This is a genomic window from Paenibacillus sp. FSL H8-0104 (genome assembly GCF_038050215.1).
Lineage (GTDB): Bacteria > Bacillota > Bacilli > Paenibacillales > Paenibacillaceae > Paenibacillus > Paenibacillus amylolyticus.
The window spans coordinates 908,600-925,817 of sequence record NZ_JBBOTC010000001.1 but is presented as its reverse complement, the minus strand read 5'-3'; the positions used below and the strand labels follow the sequence as shown (position 1 = coordinate 925,817).

The window sequence follows — 17,218 nt, the reverse complement described above, 5'->3', positions numbered from 1 at the left end:
GAGAAATCGTACATTATCCAATTGGAACCCTTCTGGCATATGCATAATCGTTACGGCGGAATTACTACCTTACGTATGAGGGATTCCCCACTGGAGTATTTTTCCTAAAAAAACTGAATACTATTCAAATTTCCCTGTTGCTCTGACAACCTGTTCGAGCATTATCACCGATCATAACATCCATACCATTGTTTCGCACAGATCCCTGAAAAGATAGATATAACTTCTTCGCAGACAGACATTTTTCCTTTCTTATGCTTCTACTGGCAACTTCTGAATACCTGCCGAGGGCCTGATTGGAAAGAGCTGATTCCCCCAGCACAAGCAGAGCAACATATGTCCATGTCCAAGCAACGTTAAGCTATGGCAGGATACGTCACTCATCGTTTATGTTCAGTTTAGTGTTGTTAACAAAACCGAGATGAGGAAGGATGCGAGAGCATGAGCAACAATCAAGTGTTAGGCTTTGCCCCTGCCCTGGGCTGGAATTCGTGGAACACCTTTACGTGGGATATTAACGAACAATTAATTCGGGATGTCGCTGATGTGTTTGTATCGGAAGGTTATCTGGCCGCTGGTTACGAGTATATTGTCATTGATGATTGCTGGAGCCTGAAGGAACGGGATGCGAGTGGCAATCTGGTGGCTGACCCGGAGAAATTCCCGAGTGGAATGAGAGCGCTTTCTGATTATATCCATAGCAAAGGACTGAAGTTCGGCATGTATTCATGCGTGGGTACACATACATGTGCCGGGTATCCAGGCAGCTTTGAGCATGAATTCCAGGATGCTGCCCTTTTTGCCGAATGGGGCGTTGATTATTTGAAGTATGATTACTGCTTCAAGCCGCGCCATATCTCAGGAGAGCTGCTGTACAAACGGATGAGCCTTGCGCTCAAAAACTGCGGACGCGATATCCTGTTCTCCGCCTGCAACTGGGGAGCCGACGACGTATACGATTGGATTCGGGAATCGGGCGCTCATATGTACCGTTCTACCGGCGATATCCGTGACAATTGGGATTCGGTGAAGGAACTTGCCCTGTCTCAATTGGGCAAACAAAGCTACACCGGCTCCTTCTGCCATAACGACATGGATATGCTGATTGTAGGTATGTACGGTGGAAGCAACAATGATTATATTGGCAGCATTGGCGGATGCAACGACATCGAATATAAAACCCACTTCTCTCTCTGGTCCATGATGGGTTCCCCATTAATGATCGGATGTGACGTGCGCAAGGCTAACCAGATTACAAAGGATATTCTCCTGAATCCTGACCTGATCGCTATCAATCAGGATGTAGAAGCGCGCGGAGCTTACCGCATTAAACCAGAACCGCAATGGTTTCACACGGACGATGTATTTATGCTGGTGAAGGTACTCACAGATGGAGATCTAGCTATTGGTTTCTTCAACCTGAGCGACAGCCAGCGGGAATTGTCTTTGCAATTTTGGGATATGGGTCTGCCTTACGCTGCCGGTTATGCCCTGTCCCTGTATGACTGCTGGGAACATCAAGAGCTTGGCGTATTCCGTGAACGCTTCGCTCCCGTTGTTGCAGCACATGATTGTTTAGTTGTGCGTGCCAAACTGGTGAAATAGATGGCTCAACATCGCCTGTGCACCTCCTGTCAGGTCCCGCTCTCTTCAGACGATGTGGGCATCTACCTCAAATTGATCTCGCGCTCTGCCCAGCAATTTCTGTGCATCGATTGTATAGGAGTGAAGCTGAACTGTGGACGCGAGCCTATTGAGAAGCTGATCCGTTATTTCCGAGAGTCAGGGAACTGCGCCCTGTTCCGTTAACTTTATACCTTCGTCCGGTGCAGCGTCATGTACTCTGTTGGCGTGTGTGAAGTTGATTTCTTGAATACTTTGGAAAAATATAACGGATCATTGTAACCAACAGAATAAGCTACCGATTGAATTGGCAGGCCCGACGTCTTCAGCAGTTCACAGGCGCGCTCGATTCGACAGTGTGTAATATACTCCAAAACAGACTTGCCGGTTGCTGCCTTAAACAGACGAAACAAATAACTGCGCTCCAGATTAACTGCCTTTACGATCTCGGTGACGGTCAATGTTGGCTTCCAGTAGTTCTGCTCGATGTACTTTCTCGCCAGCCAGACATAATCCTTGGTGTCCACCTGCGGCTCTTTCGGATAATGCTCCATATAGTAAGAGAGCAGCAGACGCAAACGTGCATCCGCCCGCAGTAATTCATAAGATGATGCACCCGCGTTCCAGGCAAGGTGGAAAAAAGGCTGCAATGTCTCCGGCGAGACCGTCACCACGGGTTGTACCTCTGAGAGCTGTGTCAGCCCCAGCAACCGCCCGGCATCCTCACCGCTAAACTCCACCCAGACGTACTCCCATGGATCTTGCGGGTCTGGATAATAGTAAATCTCCTTTTGCGGAAATATGATAAAGCTTTCCCCCGTAACGAGCCGAAAAACGCGGCCGCCCGTCTCCAGCGTCCCTTGGCCGCGGATAATATAGTGCAGCGCATAAACGTCACGCACGCCTGGCCCCCATTGGTGAGGGTTAGCTGGCTTGTGACCACCGCTGATAAAATACAAATTACTGGCTCTACTGCTCTCATGCCAAATCGGATTCAACCACGATTCCCCCTTTCTAAGACGCCCTGTTCTGGCGTTAGGTTTATCTTATATATCGTTGATCAGATGTTCGGTAACGCTTACACGCTAAATCCAGAGAGGAGAATGTTGTATGCTTAGAATGGTTACGGTAGAACATGGACAAGTGCAAGGACTGCCCGCGGCGGACCCGCGGATTACCAGCTTCAAGGGAATTCCTTTTGCCGCACCTCCTGTAGGTGAGAACCGCTGGCGCGCTCCGCAACCGCAGTCGAACTGGGAAGGTGTACTGCAAGCTTTTGATTTTGCCCCCATCTCCATGCAAGCCCCAACAGTCATCGATGATAACAATATCTATACCCGCGAATGGGCCGTTGATCCCGACCTGCCCATGGACGAGGATTGTCTGTATCTGAATGTCTGGACACCCGCCAAGCGTACGGACGAGAAGTTGCCTGTCTTTGTCTGGTATTTTGGCGGGGGCCTGCAAGTCGGCCATACGGCCGAAATGGAATTTGATGGCGAGCGAATCGCTCGCAGAGGTATTGTCGTTGTAACGATTAATTATCGGCTGAATGCCTTTGGCTTCCTGTGTCATCCTGAGATTAGTGCCGAATCCCCCCATGCACCCGCCAACTTCGGGCATCTTGATCAGCAAGCTGGTACCCAGTGGGTCAAACGCAACATTGCCGCCTTTGGCGGTGATCCAGACCAGATCACCATCGGCGGACAGTCGGCAGGCGGAGGAAGTGTACTCAGCCAGATGACCTCTCCGCAAAATAAAGGTTTGTTCCAGCGAGCCGTCATCATGAGCGGTATAGCTACCGAGTTGTACCCGAAGGTCCGCGTGCCTTCTGTCCGCTCCACACTAAGGGATGCAGAGCAAGCAGGGGTTGAATTTTTCGACTTCCTGGGCGTATCTTCCCTGGCTGAGGCGAGACAACTGGATGCTGAACATCTCCGTGACAAAGCACTCGAATACAAAAGCTTCTGGGGAACCGTCATCGACGAACAATTCTGCGCAGGCGATCCGTTTACTCGTTTTGTTCAGCAGGAATGCGAGGCGATACCCGTAATGCTGGGGCATACGTCTTCCGAATTTTGGACCCGTCCCGCCGCAACCAATCTGGAAGAACTGAAGCAGATGGCTGTGGAGCTGTTTGGCGAGGATGCTCCTGCCTTTTTGCAACTATGTGAGGCTGATTCCGGCCAAATCGAACATGCTCTGCAACAAGCATCGGTCCGCATGATCCAACATGCCATTCTGCTCGCCATCCGCGCGAACAGCGGTCATCCGTCTGACACGCCTCTCTACTATTATAACTTCGACGCCGAGATTCCGGGCTGGGATCAGCCAGGCACTTTTCACTCCGTCGATCTGTGGTTTTTCTTCGAAACACTTGCCAAATGCTGGCGGCCTTTCACAGGCAAGCATTATGATCTGGCTCGCCAGATGTGTAATTATTTATCCAACTTTATTGCTACAGGTGACCCAAACGGTTCGGACTCCACCGGAAAGCTGATGCCTCATTGGACTCCTTGTACTACGGAACAGCCGTATCTAATAGAATTTGGCGATCAGGCTCAATTACAGAAGGCTGAGCCCGGACCGATGCTCGCGTTTTTAATTGAACAATATTTCAAGAAACAGAATGCACCTGTTGTTTAAAACATGAGGTTTGCCCTCTCACGATATATGTAAGAGCCATGCTGTCGCATGGCTCTTTTTGTATAGTGTGAATGGTAGAGCGATGTTCTTTCTCCTACGCCTATTTAGCAAGCTCCTCCACTACAGCACCCTAAGGTAACAAAATTAGACAGCAAGATGGATTCCACGAACACTCAGCATCATTTCAAGAGATCCGTTATATATGAGTCTGTGTTGGTTTGTTGATGATGACAGGTAGCGTAATCTGTAGTGAAAAGGTATCTTCTTCCTCCGATACTGTCAACGTCCCGTTGTTCTGCTGGATCATTTTCTGACAACTAACGAGCCCAATTTCGTTGCTATCTTTCTTTTTGCCAACACGTTTAATCTTATTCTCCACCTCAAGAATAACCCATTGTTGCCTCAAAGAAATCTGGATATGAACGGGATGCCCTGGATCGGCGTATTTTCGAATATTTGAAAATATATTATCCATTACGCGACGCATGGCGACCAGATTAATTTCCAGCAAAAACTCCTCATGATGTGCATCTGTCTGAACCTGCACATCTATATCATCCAAAACCACTAATTGCTCATCTATGAGTTGATCGATGAGTGCTCTGCCCTCATACACTTCAAATTCTACTTCCTCTTCTTCAGCGGCAGAGGATACCGTAAAATATTCGAATAGTTTGTCCGACAGCACTTTGATCTGATAGGCCTTCTCCCGGCTATTATGAATATACTGCAACAGATCCTCATGTGTCTTGTATTTGTTGAGCTCTATGATATCCATATATCCTAATAGAATCGTGAGTGGCGTTCGCAAATCATGGGAAATCGCCGTGATCAATTCACGGTTGGCCATCCTGACCCTCTCCTCGCTGCCCAGCCGCTCCACAAATGATTTCCTCATCTCATCAATACTCTGGGCCAGAGATGACAGTTCATCCTTTCCCGATATCGTAATCGAATAATCCAAATTTCCACCTTCGAGTATTTTGATCTCTTGTTCAAGCACGCCAATATAAGATGTTTTCTTATTAATCATCAGTAGAAAGGAAACAATAAACACAATGGCCGCTATGAAAACACCAATAATCAGAATGAGGTTGTAGTATTGATACTCATAAAAGCTAACCAAGTATATCTGGGCATCCTGATCCGCAAAATGGATAGTGGTGATGGGTATTTTTGATGGCACGAATTGAGTTAACAGTTCTTCATTAATGGCAGGATCAATCTCCGTGTTGGAGGAAAATATCAATTTGTCTTTTGCAAAAATATATAGATTTAAGTAGCGCTCATGTCTTATCCAAGCAGACAATTGCTCATGATCACGGGTTGACACGTTCTGGTTATCCACAAATGCTTCGAATCGATCAAGCGCATCTTGCTGCCTGTTCTCTACAAAAGTGGATTTGCTTAAATAACTATCCAATACAGTCTCGCCAACAACTTGTAAAATAACGAGTGCACTTATGGAAATGACCAAAGAAATGACAACCGCCATAACCAGTTTAATCTTCAGCTTTTTTCCGATTAATAATCTATTCAATTTTGTACCCCTTCCCCCAAACGGTCTTCACATATTTAGGGTTCTGCGGGTCATCCTCCAGTTTGCCTCTCAAGTTACGAATATGAACCATCACTGTGTTATTACACGTATAAAAGTAGGGTTGCCCCCAAACACTCTCATATATATTTTCTGCCGAGAATACCTTTCGTCGCTTCTTAGCCAACAGCAGCAAAATCTGGTATTCAATTTCAGTTAGAGCAATCTCCTTCTCTCCAACAAACACGGTTTTTGAATCCTGATGGACGGTAAGATCCTTAACGATAATTTGGTCCTGTTCTTCGGTCTTCTCCTTGCCCCGATATACATAATACCTCCGCAGTAGAGCCTTCACCCTCGAAACAAGTTCTGTATAGGAAAAGGGTTTGGACAAAAAGTCATCACTGCCTGAGGAAAATGCCAATTGTTTGTCAGAATCCTGCGTTTTCGCCGTGAGAAACAGGATCGGTGCACTTGTTTTTTCACGAATCTCCAGACAAGCCTTCAGCCCCGATTTATTGGGCATCATCATATCCAAAATAATGAGATCCGTCTCTTCGTTCACTTTATCAATCGCATCTTGACCATCTATCGCTTCAATCACTTCATAATTCTCACTCTCTAACAAAATCCTTACAATTTCACGAATTTCACTGTTATCATCAGCAATTAGAATTTTCTTGCTCATCTGATCCCTCCGTCTAATTTCAGTATAATATGCGCTATTAGCGACTACCAGCAAATACAATCGACTTAAGAATTCTTCAGAAGTTATGTAGGTATCTCTTAATAATTTCGTCTTATACTGTAAATATGTAGAAGTTATTACACAAAGGGGTCGTCAGGAATGCCACAAACTTCGAAAAAAGTAATGATTAACATATTGTTGGGTCTGTTCATCATGTTGTCCATTGGTCTACTGGTGTATTATTCTCCTGCCCTTATTAAAATCATGTCTTCCATGGACAACTTCAGAGCGTATATTCATTCAACAGGCCATTGGGGTCCGGTCATGTTTATTTTATTCCAGATTCTTCAGATCGTGGTTGCACCCATTCCAGGAGAAGTGGTACAGATTGCAGGCGGTTATATCTATGGGGTTACACTTGGGTCCTTGTATACTACAATAGGTTTGATTATAGGCTCAGCGATTGCTTTTTATTTCACTCGTTTTATCGGTCGCGCTTATATTTCACGGCTAATGCAAAAGAAAAATAATAAGTGGATGTCGTTAATTCATGATGAGAAGAAGTTCTCCGCTTTTTTATTCATCTTTTTCGTAATTCCCGGCTTGCCCAAAGACATGCTTGTATTTGTCGCCGCACTTACATCGATTAGTTCGTTTAGATTCTTCACGATCCTTATCGTCGGTCGTCTGCCGTGGATCATCGCATCTACCGTTGTAGGGTCCACAATTCATATGCAACAATACACAATCGCCATTATTATTTCTGTTATCGCTGTAATCGGGTTTGTACTCGGTTATATCTATAGGGAGAAATTGGTGGGATTGTTCTCCCGGTCAGACAGTACCAAAGCCAAACCCAAGGCTATGCCCAGTTATAGTACGAATAGGGCGTCTCGTAAAATAAAAAGAGATACAACATGAACAAAGCCAATCTATTGATATGAAAACCGGAGGTATATCATCTTATGCAAATACTTAAAACCAATCGATTAATCCTGAGAAATTTCACCGTAACGGACGCAGCCGGACTGTTGGAATACACAGCAAATCCCAGAGTGAATTGTTTTATGGATCAACAAATTTCAACATTGGAAGATGCAGCGGCAGAGGTCGCAAAAAGAAGCAGTGACGACTCCCACATCGCGGTTTGCCTGAAGGACAGTAACGAGTTGATCGGTGAGCTGTTTGGTATGAGGGAAGATCGGGATTCCGATACGGATAAGGATTCGAATTCAGATACGTATAGTATTGGTTGGAATTTTAATGGCAGATATGAAGGAAAAGGGTACGCCAGTGAGAGCGCCAATGCTTTCATCGAGCATCTCTTTATGGAACAGGGAATAAGAAGATTGTACGCTTATGTCGAGGATGATAACTTCCGTTCTCAGAAACTGTGTGAGAAGCTGGGCATGCGCCGGGAGGGTCTTTTTTTGGAGTTCATTTCATTTGTCAAAAATGAGGACGGCACACCGAAATACGAGAATACGTATCAATATGCTTTGTTGAAAAAGGAATGGCTGGCACAGCATGAATCTCAGAAATAAAGAATGACAAGCCCCATCATTAGTTTAAAAAAGTTATAGAAATGAGAACGTACCCATACGTACGTTCCACAACAAATACGGCGGCTTCTCCCTGGATAGATTCCAGAGGAAAAGTCGCCGTTTCATTATCGTGCATAACACTATTGATCGAGCAATGTATTTATAAGGTCACAATACATTCAGCTTAAATCCTAGACCGTGCTGCCCCAATATTGCTTTGCAATCTTCTGCCCTTGATCAATCTTCGCCCATTGCTGAGCCTCGCTTAATTCGTTACCTCCATCACAAGATGCAAAGCCGCATTGGTGAGACAACAGCAGCCGATCCTTATCGATGATTTTGGAAGCTTCGTCCAGCAAACGGACAACACGTGCTTCATCATCGAGTGTACTCGTTTTGGATGACAACAGACCCAGTACAATTTCCGTTTCAGGTCTGTCCTTGAACACTTCCAGAGCTTCAATTGAACCCGCACGATCATCATCCCACTCCAGGAAGAAACGGTCATACTTCAATTGCTTCAGGAACAGATTCGCAATTTTGGCATACGATCCACCACCCATGTTGCGGGAATCATAATTGCCGCGGCAGTTATGTGTCCACATTTTCAAGCCAAGGCTATGACCAAAGTCAATCACGGTATTATTAATATCAATGAATTCGGTAGCAAGTCCCTTTACTTCATCTTGATTAATATTTTCCCCTGTAAAAGGAGAGTTCGGGTTGTCGTCTGCAAACAGTTCCCACAAGCAATCATCGAATTGCAGAATTTTACCGCCCACTGCAGCGAATTCCTCCACGAATTCCTTATACGCGATCACAAGACCCTCTTTGAGCTCCTGTATGTTTTGATATACAGCATCCGTGCCACCAATGTTATCTGACCAGGAAAGCTCACCGAAAATATGGGAAGGAGACGGTACGCAAAGTTTCGTTTGTTGCTCGCCAGCCGTGTCTTGCAGTTGTTGGAACAGTTGAATGAAATGATGGTTCTTTCCACTCAATTTATCAGTGATGCGCAGTCCAATATCTTTGCGTGTTTCATATTTCGAAGTTCCGTCCACATCTCTGAAAAAATAGCCGTGATCCGCGATGTAACGCTTCACTCCGCCAAATCCCCATACAAAGTCCAGATGCCACATCGATTTGGAGAATTCGCCATCGGTAACCACGGACAAGTTATGTTCGATTTCCTTTGCGACAACTTGTTTGATTGCCTCTGTCTCACACTTCTCATATCCTTCGTAGTTTTCATAGAACGGATATTGGATATCATCATTATGTTCAATTTGCGTTTTATATTTCAGCAGCTCATCCGGCCGCAATAAACTTCCTACGATCTGGAACTTATCAGTCATGTAAAAAACCCCCTCGTTGTATACAATGATCATATCACGCTGAGAGCAGTTAGAAGGGATACTAAAAAACCATAACTGGTTATAGTTAAAAGCTATATCGAAAGTTATTCAATTTCACACCGTACGACGACGCAGTTCATAAAAATACTGAACGGCTGGATGCTTTAATTTGACCTGCTCCGACATATTTAGAATTCTCTTTTTGCCAACTCGTCTGTCCATTAAAGCCAGAATATTAAACAAGATATCCTTGCTCTCCAGATTATCCTCTATAGAAGTGGATAAATACGTCGTAGCTGCAACGGTAAAATTCGATTTACTAAGTGCGGTCTGAGCCAACAAAAGCTCTTTGGCAAGTACGGAGATTTTTCTACTTCTTGCCATGACTTGAAGACGATCCTCGGGAATGGGTCCTTTGGAATCTTTTCTGATAGCTTCAATCTCTTCATCGCTCACAGGAATCATGATTTCGGGGTCGCTCTTGATCTCCTGCTCTGACTGATACCATCGAATTGGGGTTGTAGTATCACTCATGTTGAGTACATTCTTTTTATCTACAGTAATATAACAATTGCCTGATTTATCAGGTGAATAGCTATAGCTGGTGGCACGGTACTCCACCCTTCCAACTAACGCAGGACTAAGAAAACTCTCCAGTTGTTGCTTCAATTTACTCCAGGACATAGATCCTCCTATTATCAAAAGCCTACCGCATGAATTGCGGCGATCATTTCAAATATTTTTCAATCCGTCTCCAGTATCAACATTCATCTAAATTATAACATAGCAAACCAAATTGATGATGGAAGAAACCCAGTTATTGGTTTTAAAATCCCCTATGTGATAAAATTGCAGAAAATTATCTACTTACTATTAAATCGTCATAGCCTACCATTGGAACATACGTTGTTATTCACAAAGGAGAGGAAGAGTGTAATGGCTACGAAGAAAGCAACCTTACCTGCTCATATGGAAAAACTCGTTAAAGATAATGATATCGCTACCGTAAAAGAGGTTTTCGAGCAATGCGAATGGGATGCACGTGGGGGTTATAGCAAAGGTACGGCCCTCAGCTTTCGGCATATTTCGGATGAATTGGTCCGCTGGCTGGTAGCGCAAGGAGCAGACATTAATGCACGTGACAAATATCAACGCACGCCTTTACATGCCCATGCCTCACACTGGTCAGGAAATGTACCCCTGTTCCTTGAATTAGGTGCGGATCTGGACGCTGTGGATTACCAAAATGAAACACCGTTACATGCAGCGGTCAATGGGTATCGAACCAAAGTGGTTCAAGAGTTGGTAACCCAGGGCGCTACGATTAACGTAGAAAATAAACAGGGAAATACGCCATTAGCTAAGGGGTTAGCCAATTGCAGGAATAGCGATATAGTCAGTCTGGCAGAGATTGCCGCAATTCTGCTGAATGCCGGAGCATCGGTCACCCCCGATATGAAAGAATCGGTGAAGCGGATCGGTAAGGATTTTGAATTCGTCCGTGAGAAGTTCAATAAGGACAAGGTCGATGAAGTTTCAGATGCGCTGATCAAACTGTACCAGTTATTTGAAGTCGAGCCGGTAGCGAATCGGATCATGCACGATGGGACTACTCCCATTCAGGTAAAGGCAACCACCTGGACCAAACAGCACCAAGAGCTGTGGGAATATCTCATTCCAGCCCAAGGCCACGCTCAAACGGTGCAGGGAGAGGTCATCCGCATAACAGGACGTGTATCCCATGAAGTATTGGATAATGGCGGTGGAAACTGGGATGCGGAGTATCGCAAGATGCTGGATGCACTGATTCGTCACCTGGGCTCTGGTGCGCCACTCGCCCCCGCACTTCTCCAAGAGGCAGCAGACTTGGTCAGCAGACTTCACAATGGATACGATTTTGATGCACCTGCCAGATTATCCGAGTTGGCGGTATTATGGGTGCTTGCCAATCCTCAACCGGTCGCTATGGAGAAGCCTGCGTATACGCGTTAAACAGCAAAACAAAAAAAGAAGCGGAAAAGTTACCGCTTCTTTTTTCTATTAAATCTATCTAAATTATACTCCGTATCCATGATTACGTCTTACTCTACTCCGCCTGTTCATTACTTTCAAACTCATTGAGCAATTCGCGTACTTTAGAAGTGGTCTTGGCGTTCATCAAGCTGTTTCTCAGCTCACTAGCACCGCGGAAGCCACGAACATAGATTTTGAAAAAACGGGCCAGCGGGCTGAACGAACGTGGTTCAAGCTCGGAATATTGATCATGGAGATCCAAATGCAGCCGTAGCAAATCAAGCAATTCCGTGCTGCTGTGTTCCTTTGGCTCCTTCTCAAAAGCAAACGGATTCTGGAAAATACCGCGTCCAATCATAATACCATCCACGCCATATTGCTCCACGAGTCTCAGGCCTGTCTCACGGTCAGGAATATCCCCGTTAATCGTCAGCAGTGTATTGGGCGCTATCTCATCACGAAGTTTCTTGATCTCCGGAATGAGCTCCCAGTGAGCGTCTACTTTACTCATTTCTTCTCTCGTCCGCAGGTGAATGGACAGATTCACAATGTCCTGTTGCAAGATATGGGTTAACCAGTCACGCCATTCGTCTACCTCAGTAAATCCAAGACGCGTTTTTACACTGACCGGCAGCCCCCCGGCTTTCGCCGCCTGAATAATCTCCGCCGCAAGGGCTGGTCGGCAGATCAAGCCGCTTCCTTTTCCATTCTCGGCTACATTCGCTACCGGACAACCCATATTGATATCGATGCCTTTAAATCCTTCTTTCGCCATACCGATACTCATCTCACGAAAGAATTCCGGTTTATCTCCCCAGATATGAGCCACAATCGGCTGTTCGTCCGCTGTAAAAGTCAGACGCCCGCGCACACTATGGTGCCCCTCCGGGTGACAATAACTCTCTGTGTTCGCAAACTCCGTAAAAAACACATCTGGTCTTCCCGCTTCACCTACGACATGCCGAAACACCACATCCGTCACATCTTCCATGGGTGCCAGTATAAAAAATGGTCGTGGCAATTCACGCCAAAAGTTTTCCTTTGTCATCTCAAAAGCTCCTCTATATAAACCAGGACATTTCTCTATCCCGAAAATAGTAGAATAATTTATTCATTTGCTTGTGTATCATTCGAAATACATGTTTATTGCTACTTCTTCACTTACACCATCTTCATTTATACCATGTGACCGAAACGTAGTTCAAACAGCATTATATGTTAATGGCACATCAAAATGAATACATTACAACCTGAACAGGAGTAATGCTTTTCTATGGACTGGCATAAATAAAGGGATGCTGCCTCCATTATACTTTTCCTTTCGCACTATACATCTAACTCATTAAGGTTTGTATATCAGTTCATACCAAAAGCGATTGGTTTGTAACTATTTTCATTAGCTATATACAGACTAAGATCTGATAAATCTTCTTTACTCATTTGTTTAAGGTAATCTAATCTTAGCTTCGTTAAAGGGTCTATCTTTTTTTCCTTTAAAATATAATTATATTGTTCACATATTTCTTCTCTAATATTTGATTCTATTTCACCGATGGTTATATCTTTGGAGCTTTTAATCAGTTTAATTACATTACGTTGGATTTCTTCTTTTAACCTTTTTAATTTTTTTTGGCAATATCTATTGTACCTTTTTTCTATATTAAAAAGTTTGAAGAAATTCTCAACTTTCTCTCTATCTCCAACTGATATATGATCTAAAAATTCGAACTCAATAACATTATTCTTATAAGTGAAACAAAAATAATCGTCTAAGTTATTAAAATATGGATGGATTATTGGTAAATATAATTTTTCTTTTTTTATTCTATCATTACAAGCTGAACATGCTACCACTAAGTTCTTTGGATAAATTGCCAATAATGGATAACGCGCTTTAGGAATAAAGTGATCTATGGAAGCTATATCAAATTCCATATCATGAATATCGCAATATGGACAGGTACTTTCAAGAGTTATTCTTTCCCTAAATTCTTTTATTGCATTAGATTCACCAATTAAATCATTAAAAATTTTCCCGTGAATTAAATCTGTATAAAAATACTCGAATGCTTCTGTTACTTGTTTAGAATATGTGATGTTAGCATTCCACTCTAAAGAAAGAAAATTCTCATAATTATCAACAAATTCATTATACTGATCTAATAAATTTATGCCTTCATATTTCAATTCACAAATGTATTCTTTTAAATTTGTTCTAATTGCTACTTCAAAAAAACTATATATATTACTCTCATCTTTTACCATGGTCTGCATCTTTTTCTTCAAAACGCTTGTATCAGAATCTTGTTTTACTATGAATTTAGGTTCCTCATTTACAAATTTCAGTACCTCACAGATGAAGTCATGGTAAGGACCAATTAAAATTTCCATTTCTTCTGACCACTCTACTTTATACATGTCTATCACCTTTTAATTCTTTGAATGCTTTTAGTTTTAAAAATAACTGGTACTTTATCTCGCTATCTCCAATTTGTGCATATATTTTTAAAGCTTTATCGAAATTCCCGAGTTCTAGTAACCTATCTATCACGTCTATATATTCATTAATCATCTCACCTTTAAAATCTTCAAGATCGAATATTTCAGAAAGCACTTCTTCATAATTTAAACCTAATGTTTTATCATCAATTTTGAATTGTTTGATGTCATATTTATTTTTTTTCAATCCAATAATACAGTTCTTTGTTACATCAGAAACTATTAAAGGTGAATGTGTTGCAATGATCACATGACATTTTCTATTTCCTAATAAATCTATTAATGTCTTTATGTAACCTCTTATCCATTTCGGATGTAAATGGGTTTCAGGTTCGTCAATTAAAACAATTGAATTATGGTTCACATATTCATGTAAATCAAAAAATCTCATAAACATACTAAGTTCTCCAGAACTTAACATTGAAAGTGGAATGGTATCCTTATCAAAATCAGTCTGAAACCATATATCAGATAATAAATCTATAGAAAATGACTCCATAAACTCAATATCTATTAGTAATTTTTCTTTTCCACCAGGATAATAATTAACATCTACTATTGATATTAATTTGATTTCCTTTTCCTTTTTGTATGATTCAATATTTTTTGAAGCTTTTAAGAGTATTGAAAACTTTTCCAAAATAAATATTGCTTCCGCAATGTAAAATTCGTCTTTGAAACTTATATTTTCCATCCCCCTCAAGGGTCTGTGAGGAGAAGAGAGGTACCTTTCAACTTTTTTCGGAAACATACTCCTATAACGAATGCCTAAACATCTTGAAAATTCCTCTAGTATTTCATTATATTCATATACTCGATCTTCTAGTTTTACGTCCAAGTTCACGAGATTAAAGTTATATTCTTCATCTTTCATGACATTCAACTTTTTTATTACCTTATTTAAAGCATAATTACTTTTTATTTGATAATCTGATAATTCAAAATATATTTCTCTTTTTTCGTAACCTATATATTTCAAAATTGAGTAAACTTCTTCAAATTCATTTGAAGCAAACTTTTTCAATATACGTGTTGCTATGACTTTAACACTTTTTACATTTATATTTGCTTTTATTATAGATATATTACTATAACTATGATGATTACTCTCAATGTCTAGTTTATCAATTGGAGTATATGAGGAAACTACTATACTCGATGGAAGTTCTATAGATTCTTTATAGTCTTTTGTTTTTATATATTCATTATTATCCAATAAGTATTCCACTTTATAATTTGTTGCATCAAAGTCTTTATCTAAAGTTTTAGCAAAGCTATTGATTATTAATTGAAAAATAGTAGTTTTAGCAGTTCCATTCTCCCCAACTATTACAGAAAGCTTCATTTTCTTGTCATTCTCCAAATCCAATATATTAGATTCAGGAAATATTAATTTAAAATTTTCTAACTTCTTAAATTTATCAACCTCAATTTGCTTTAAAAACATTTCCTCTCTCCTTTATTATTCGTATTTATTATTCACTAACTCTTCGAACGAACTTAACTATGGGGAATAGTTACATTAAATATATACAAATCTCAGCATCAATTATGAACTCTAAACCATCCCTACAAATGGGTAGGAAGTACAGTCTATATCCAGACTGCTCTCCTAAACTAGGAAGATGAAATTAAAAAGTTTGTCACTTTGCCTGTACTGTTCAATATCAATACCCAAAATTTAAACTGTATTTCTAATTGTAATTTTTCTTCTCCGACATTCCATATTGGGTAAATATTGATTTGGCATTACCTTTGAATCATTTATTACTTTTATCATTTATTGGACCTTCTTTTCTTGGTTAAACCATACTGGGACAAGATTATAGTCAACCAGTAAATTGTTCAGAGTATAGTTTAGTAATTTCCAACAAATGCATAGTAGCTCAAGCATCAATGGAATTCAATTATTTATGATTGCGGTAAATTGGTATGACTTAAATGACTGACCCACGTTAAGAGGCACCATCGATACTTATCCCATTGAATAGGTTAGGGTAAATATTAAATACGTATAAAATTTTACTTATATTAGTATTAGAAGTTATCGATACTAAACCGGGGATATCATTAAACTTAAAATATCGATCATTTATGCTACCTGAATATTGCTGCAATAAAAAGGATAAAAAGAATTTTTCACTTGAAGAGGTTGATTTCACTACCTTGTCTAAATGATCAAAATTTATACCAACTACGTTTGCACCCTTATCAAATGTGCTTTGCCTAATCAATATACAATCTTCAAATCTTAGTAAAGGAGTAGTAAAGATTTCTCCCCATAGTTCTTTTATAAGTTTAAATTTTGTATACTTCTGATACTTTGTTTTTAGACATAACTCAAATTCTGATAGAACTTTGGTTAAAATATCTATAAAAAACTTAGCTTTATCAAGAGAAAAGATATTATTATTTAAAGTTCTTACTCCTAGGAGATATTCTCTGTTTGACATAGTATTATCATGTGCGAGTCTATTCCTATACACTGAAACCTCTTCCATTACAGCTCTATCAAAAGGTAATTCAATTGCAATGAGACTCTGGGCTTTATTTAATAAGGCTAACGCATTACCTTTCGAAATAGATTTTATTTCCGCATTAATAATAGTATCGATTATGAAATTTGGTGAATAAATATTATCGAAAATATCCGAATGTTTAAGTTTAGGCTGCTTTTCATCTGATAGTTTTTCGGGAAAAGCTGCCAATATACGGCGTAAAACTTCACAAATGCCACTTTCAAATAAAGCGAATGAATAAACAAAAAACGCCTCGTAGTTATTATCGTCCAATTGTAAAGACATATCATTAATCTTTTTAATATTTACTTTAAGGTCATTAATTAGCTCTTCACACACAAGTATTCGCATTCTCTCTTCACTGCCCTTTATTAGAATAGTAAAATAACACAATTAATTAGAAAACTCGTCCAACTACAACTACTAAAGCATTCCCTCTTTAAACTTTAAACATAACGTTCTTGATCTCTTTAAACGCTTTTCAAACTCAAAAAAGAAAATTCACTCTTCTTCGATGTAAGAAGAAAATCCTAGAAATAAAGTTCTATTATCAGTGTCTTAAAAATAAAATGTTATTATTTGGACTTAAATAGTTCTCTAACTGAACACACCTTGAGGGTATATGTAGTCACTTCTATTATCCATCGCCATTCCCCGGTAATTACACCGTTATATATTCCAGACCCGTGTTGAGTTTTACACGTTGAATATACTTGTCATTTTGGCGTGGTGGCGATGTTGTCAAATTACCGCCACCATGGTTATCAGAAAATCTTTTTAGACTACTTGGC

Annotated in this window: 14 protein-coding genes; 5 read left to right on the top strand and 9 right to left on the bottom strand. The window is 40.9% G+C overall.

Features of this window, described 5'->3' with window-relative positions; genetic code table 11:
* The first annotated feature begins 441 nt into the window (after nt 1-441).
* Nucleotides 442-1,605, top strand: a complete 1,164-nt coding sequence (locus NST38_RS04245; protein ID WP_076253794.1) for a glycoside hydrolase family 27 protein — start codon at nt 442-444, stop codon at nt 1,603-1,605.
* Nucleotides 1,606-1,811: 206 nt separating this feature from the next.
* On the opposite strand, the gene NST38_RS04240 is transcribed toward NST38_RS04245, so the two are convergent.
* Nucleotides 1,812-2,621, bottom strand: a complete 810-nt coding sequence (locus tag NST38_RS04240) for a helix-turn-helix transcriptional regulator (protein ID WP_341343803.1) — start codon at nt 2,619-2,621, stop codon at nt 1,812-1,814.
* A gap of 112 nt (nt 2,622-2,733) precedes the next feature.
* On the opposite strand from NST38_RS04240, the gene NST38_RS04235 reads away from it, so the two are divergent.
* Nucleotides 2,734-4,269, top strand: coding sequence for a carboxylesterase/lipase family protein (locus NST38_RS04235; protein WP_341343802.1), 1,536 nt, complete (start codon nt 2,734-2,736; stop codon nt 4,267-4,269).
* A gap of 196 nt (nt 4,270-4,465) precedes the next feature.
* On the opposite strand, the gene NST38_RS04230 is transcribed toward NST38_RS04235, so the two are convergent.
* A complete protein-coding gene (locus NST38_RS04230; RefSeq protein ID WP_341343801.1) occupies nt 4,466-5,809 on the bottom strand; it encodes a HAMP domain-containing sensor histidine kinase in 1,344 nt (447 codons plus the stop codon).
* Nucleotides 5,802-6,494 carry a response regulator transcription factor gene (locus NST38_RS04225; protein ID WP_076253798.1) on the bottom strand — a complete coding sequence of 231 codons (693 nt, stop codon included), beginning with the start codon at nt 6,492-6,494 and terminating at the stop codon, nt 5,802-5,804. Before NST38_RS04225 ends, NST38_RS04230 begins: the two co-directional genes overlap by 8 nt.
* 159 nt (nt 6,495-6,653) lie before the next feature.
* Here NST38_RS04225 and NST38_RS04220 point away from each other — a divergent pair, with 159 nt between their 5' ends.
* The gene (locus NST38_RS04220) at nt 6,654-7,415 is read left to right on the top strand and encodes a TVP38/TMEM64 family protein (protein ID WP_341343800.1); all 762 of its coding nucleotides are present in this window, start codon (nt 6,654-6,656) and stop codon (nt 7,413-7,415) included.
* A 44-nt stretch (nt 7,416-7,459) separates the two neighbouring features.
* Nucleotides 7,460-8,038 (top strand): GNAT family N-acetyltransferase, encoded by a 579-nt coding sequence (locus tag NST38_RS04215; RefSeq protein ID WP_341343799.1) that lies wholly within the window; start codon nt 7,460-7,462, stop codon nt 8,036-8,038.
* Nucleotides 8,039-8,229: 191 nt separating this feature from the next.
* Here the strand turns inward: NST38_RS04215 and NST38_RS04210 are convergent, their stop codons facing one another.
* Complete coding sequence (locus tag NST38_RS04210) at nt 8,230-9,396, bottom strand: cobalamin-independent methionine synthase II family protein (RefSeq protein ID WP_076253801.1); 1,167 nt, start codon at nt 9,394-9,396, stop codon at nt 8,230-8,232.
* Nucleotides 9,397-9,510: 114 nt separating this feature from the next.
* On the bottom strand, nt 9,511-10,080 hold the full coding sequence (locus NST38_RS04205) for an SF0329 family protein (RefSeq protein ID WP_047840534.1): 570 nt from the start codon (nt 10,078-10,080) through the stop codon (nt 9,511-9,513).
* 252 nt (nt 10,081-10,332) lie between these two features.
* On the opposite strand from NST38_RS04205, the gene NST38_RS04200 reads away from it, so the two are divergent.
* Nucleotides 10,333-11,388, top strand: a complete 1,056-nt coding sequence (locus NST38_RS04200; protein ID WP_341343798.1) for an ankyrin repeat domain-containing protein — start codon at nt 10,333-10,335, stop codon at nt 11,386-11,388.
* Nucleotides 11,389-11,482: 94 nt separating this feature from the next.
* On the opposite strand, the gene NST38_RS04195 is transcribed toward NST38_RS04200, so the two are convergent.
* The 4 genes from NST38_RS04195 to NST38_RS04180 all read right to left on the bottom strand — a co-directional run bounded on the left by NST38_RS04195 (nt 11,483) and on the right by NST38_RS04180 (nt 16,778).
* Complete coding sequence (locus NST38_RS04195) at nt 11,483-12,457, bottom strand: tRNA dihydrouridine synthase (RefSeq protein WP_341343797.1); 975 nt, start codon at nt 12,455-12,457, stop codon at nt 11,483-11,485.
* 308 nt (nt 12,458-12,765) lie between these two features.
* The gene (locus NST38_RS04190) at nt 12,766-13,827 is read right to left on the bottom strand and encodes an HNH endonuclease (RefSeq protein ID WP_341343796.1); all 1,062 of its coding nucleotides are present in this window, start codon (nt 13,825-13,827) and stop codon (nt 12,766-12,768) included.
* Nucleotides 13,820-15,355, bottom strand: coding sequence for an AAA family ATPase (locus NST38_RS04185; protein ID WP_282319404.1), 1,536 nt, complete (start codon nt 15,353-15,355; stop codon nt 13,820-13,822). The genes NST38_RS04190 and NST38_RS04185 overlap by 8 nt, the downstream gene beginning before the upstream one ends.
* 508 nt (nt 15,356-15,863) lie before the next feature.
* Entirely contained in the window at nt 15,864-16,778 is a 915-nt protein-coding gene (locus tag NST38_RS04180) for a hypothetical protein (protein WP_282319405.1), read from the bottom strand.
* Nucleotides 16,779-17,218 lie beyond the last annotated feature (440 nt).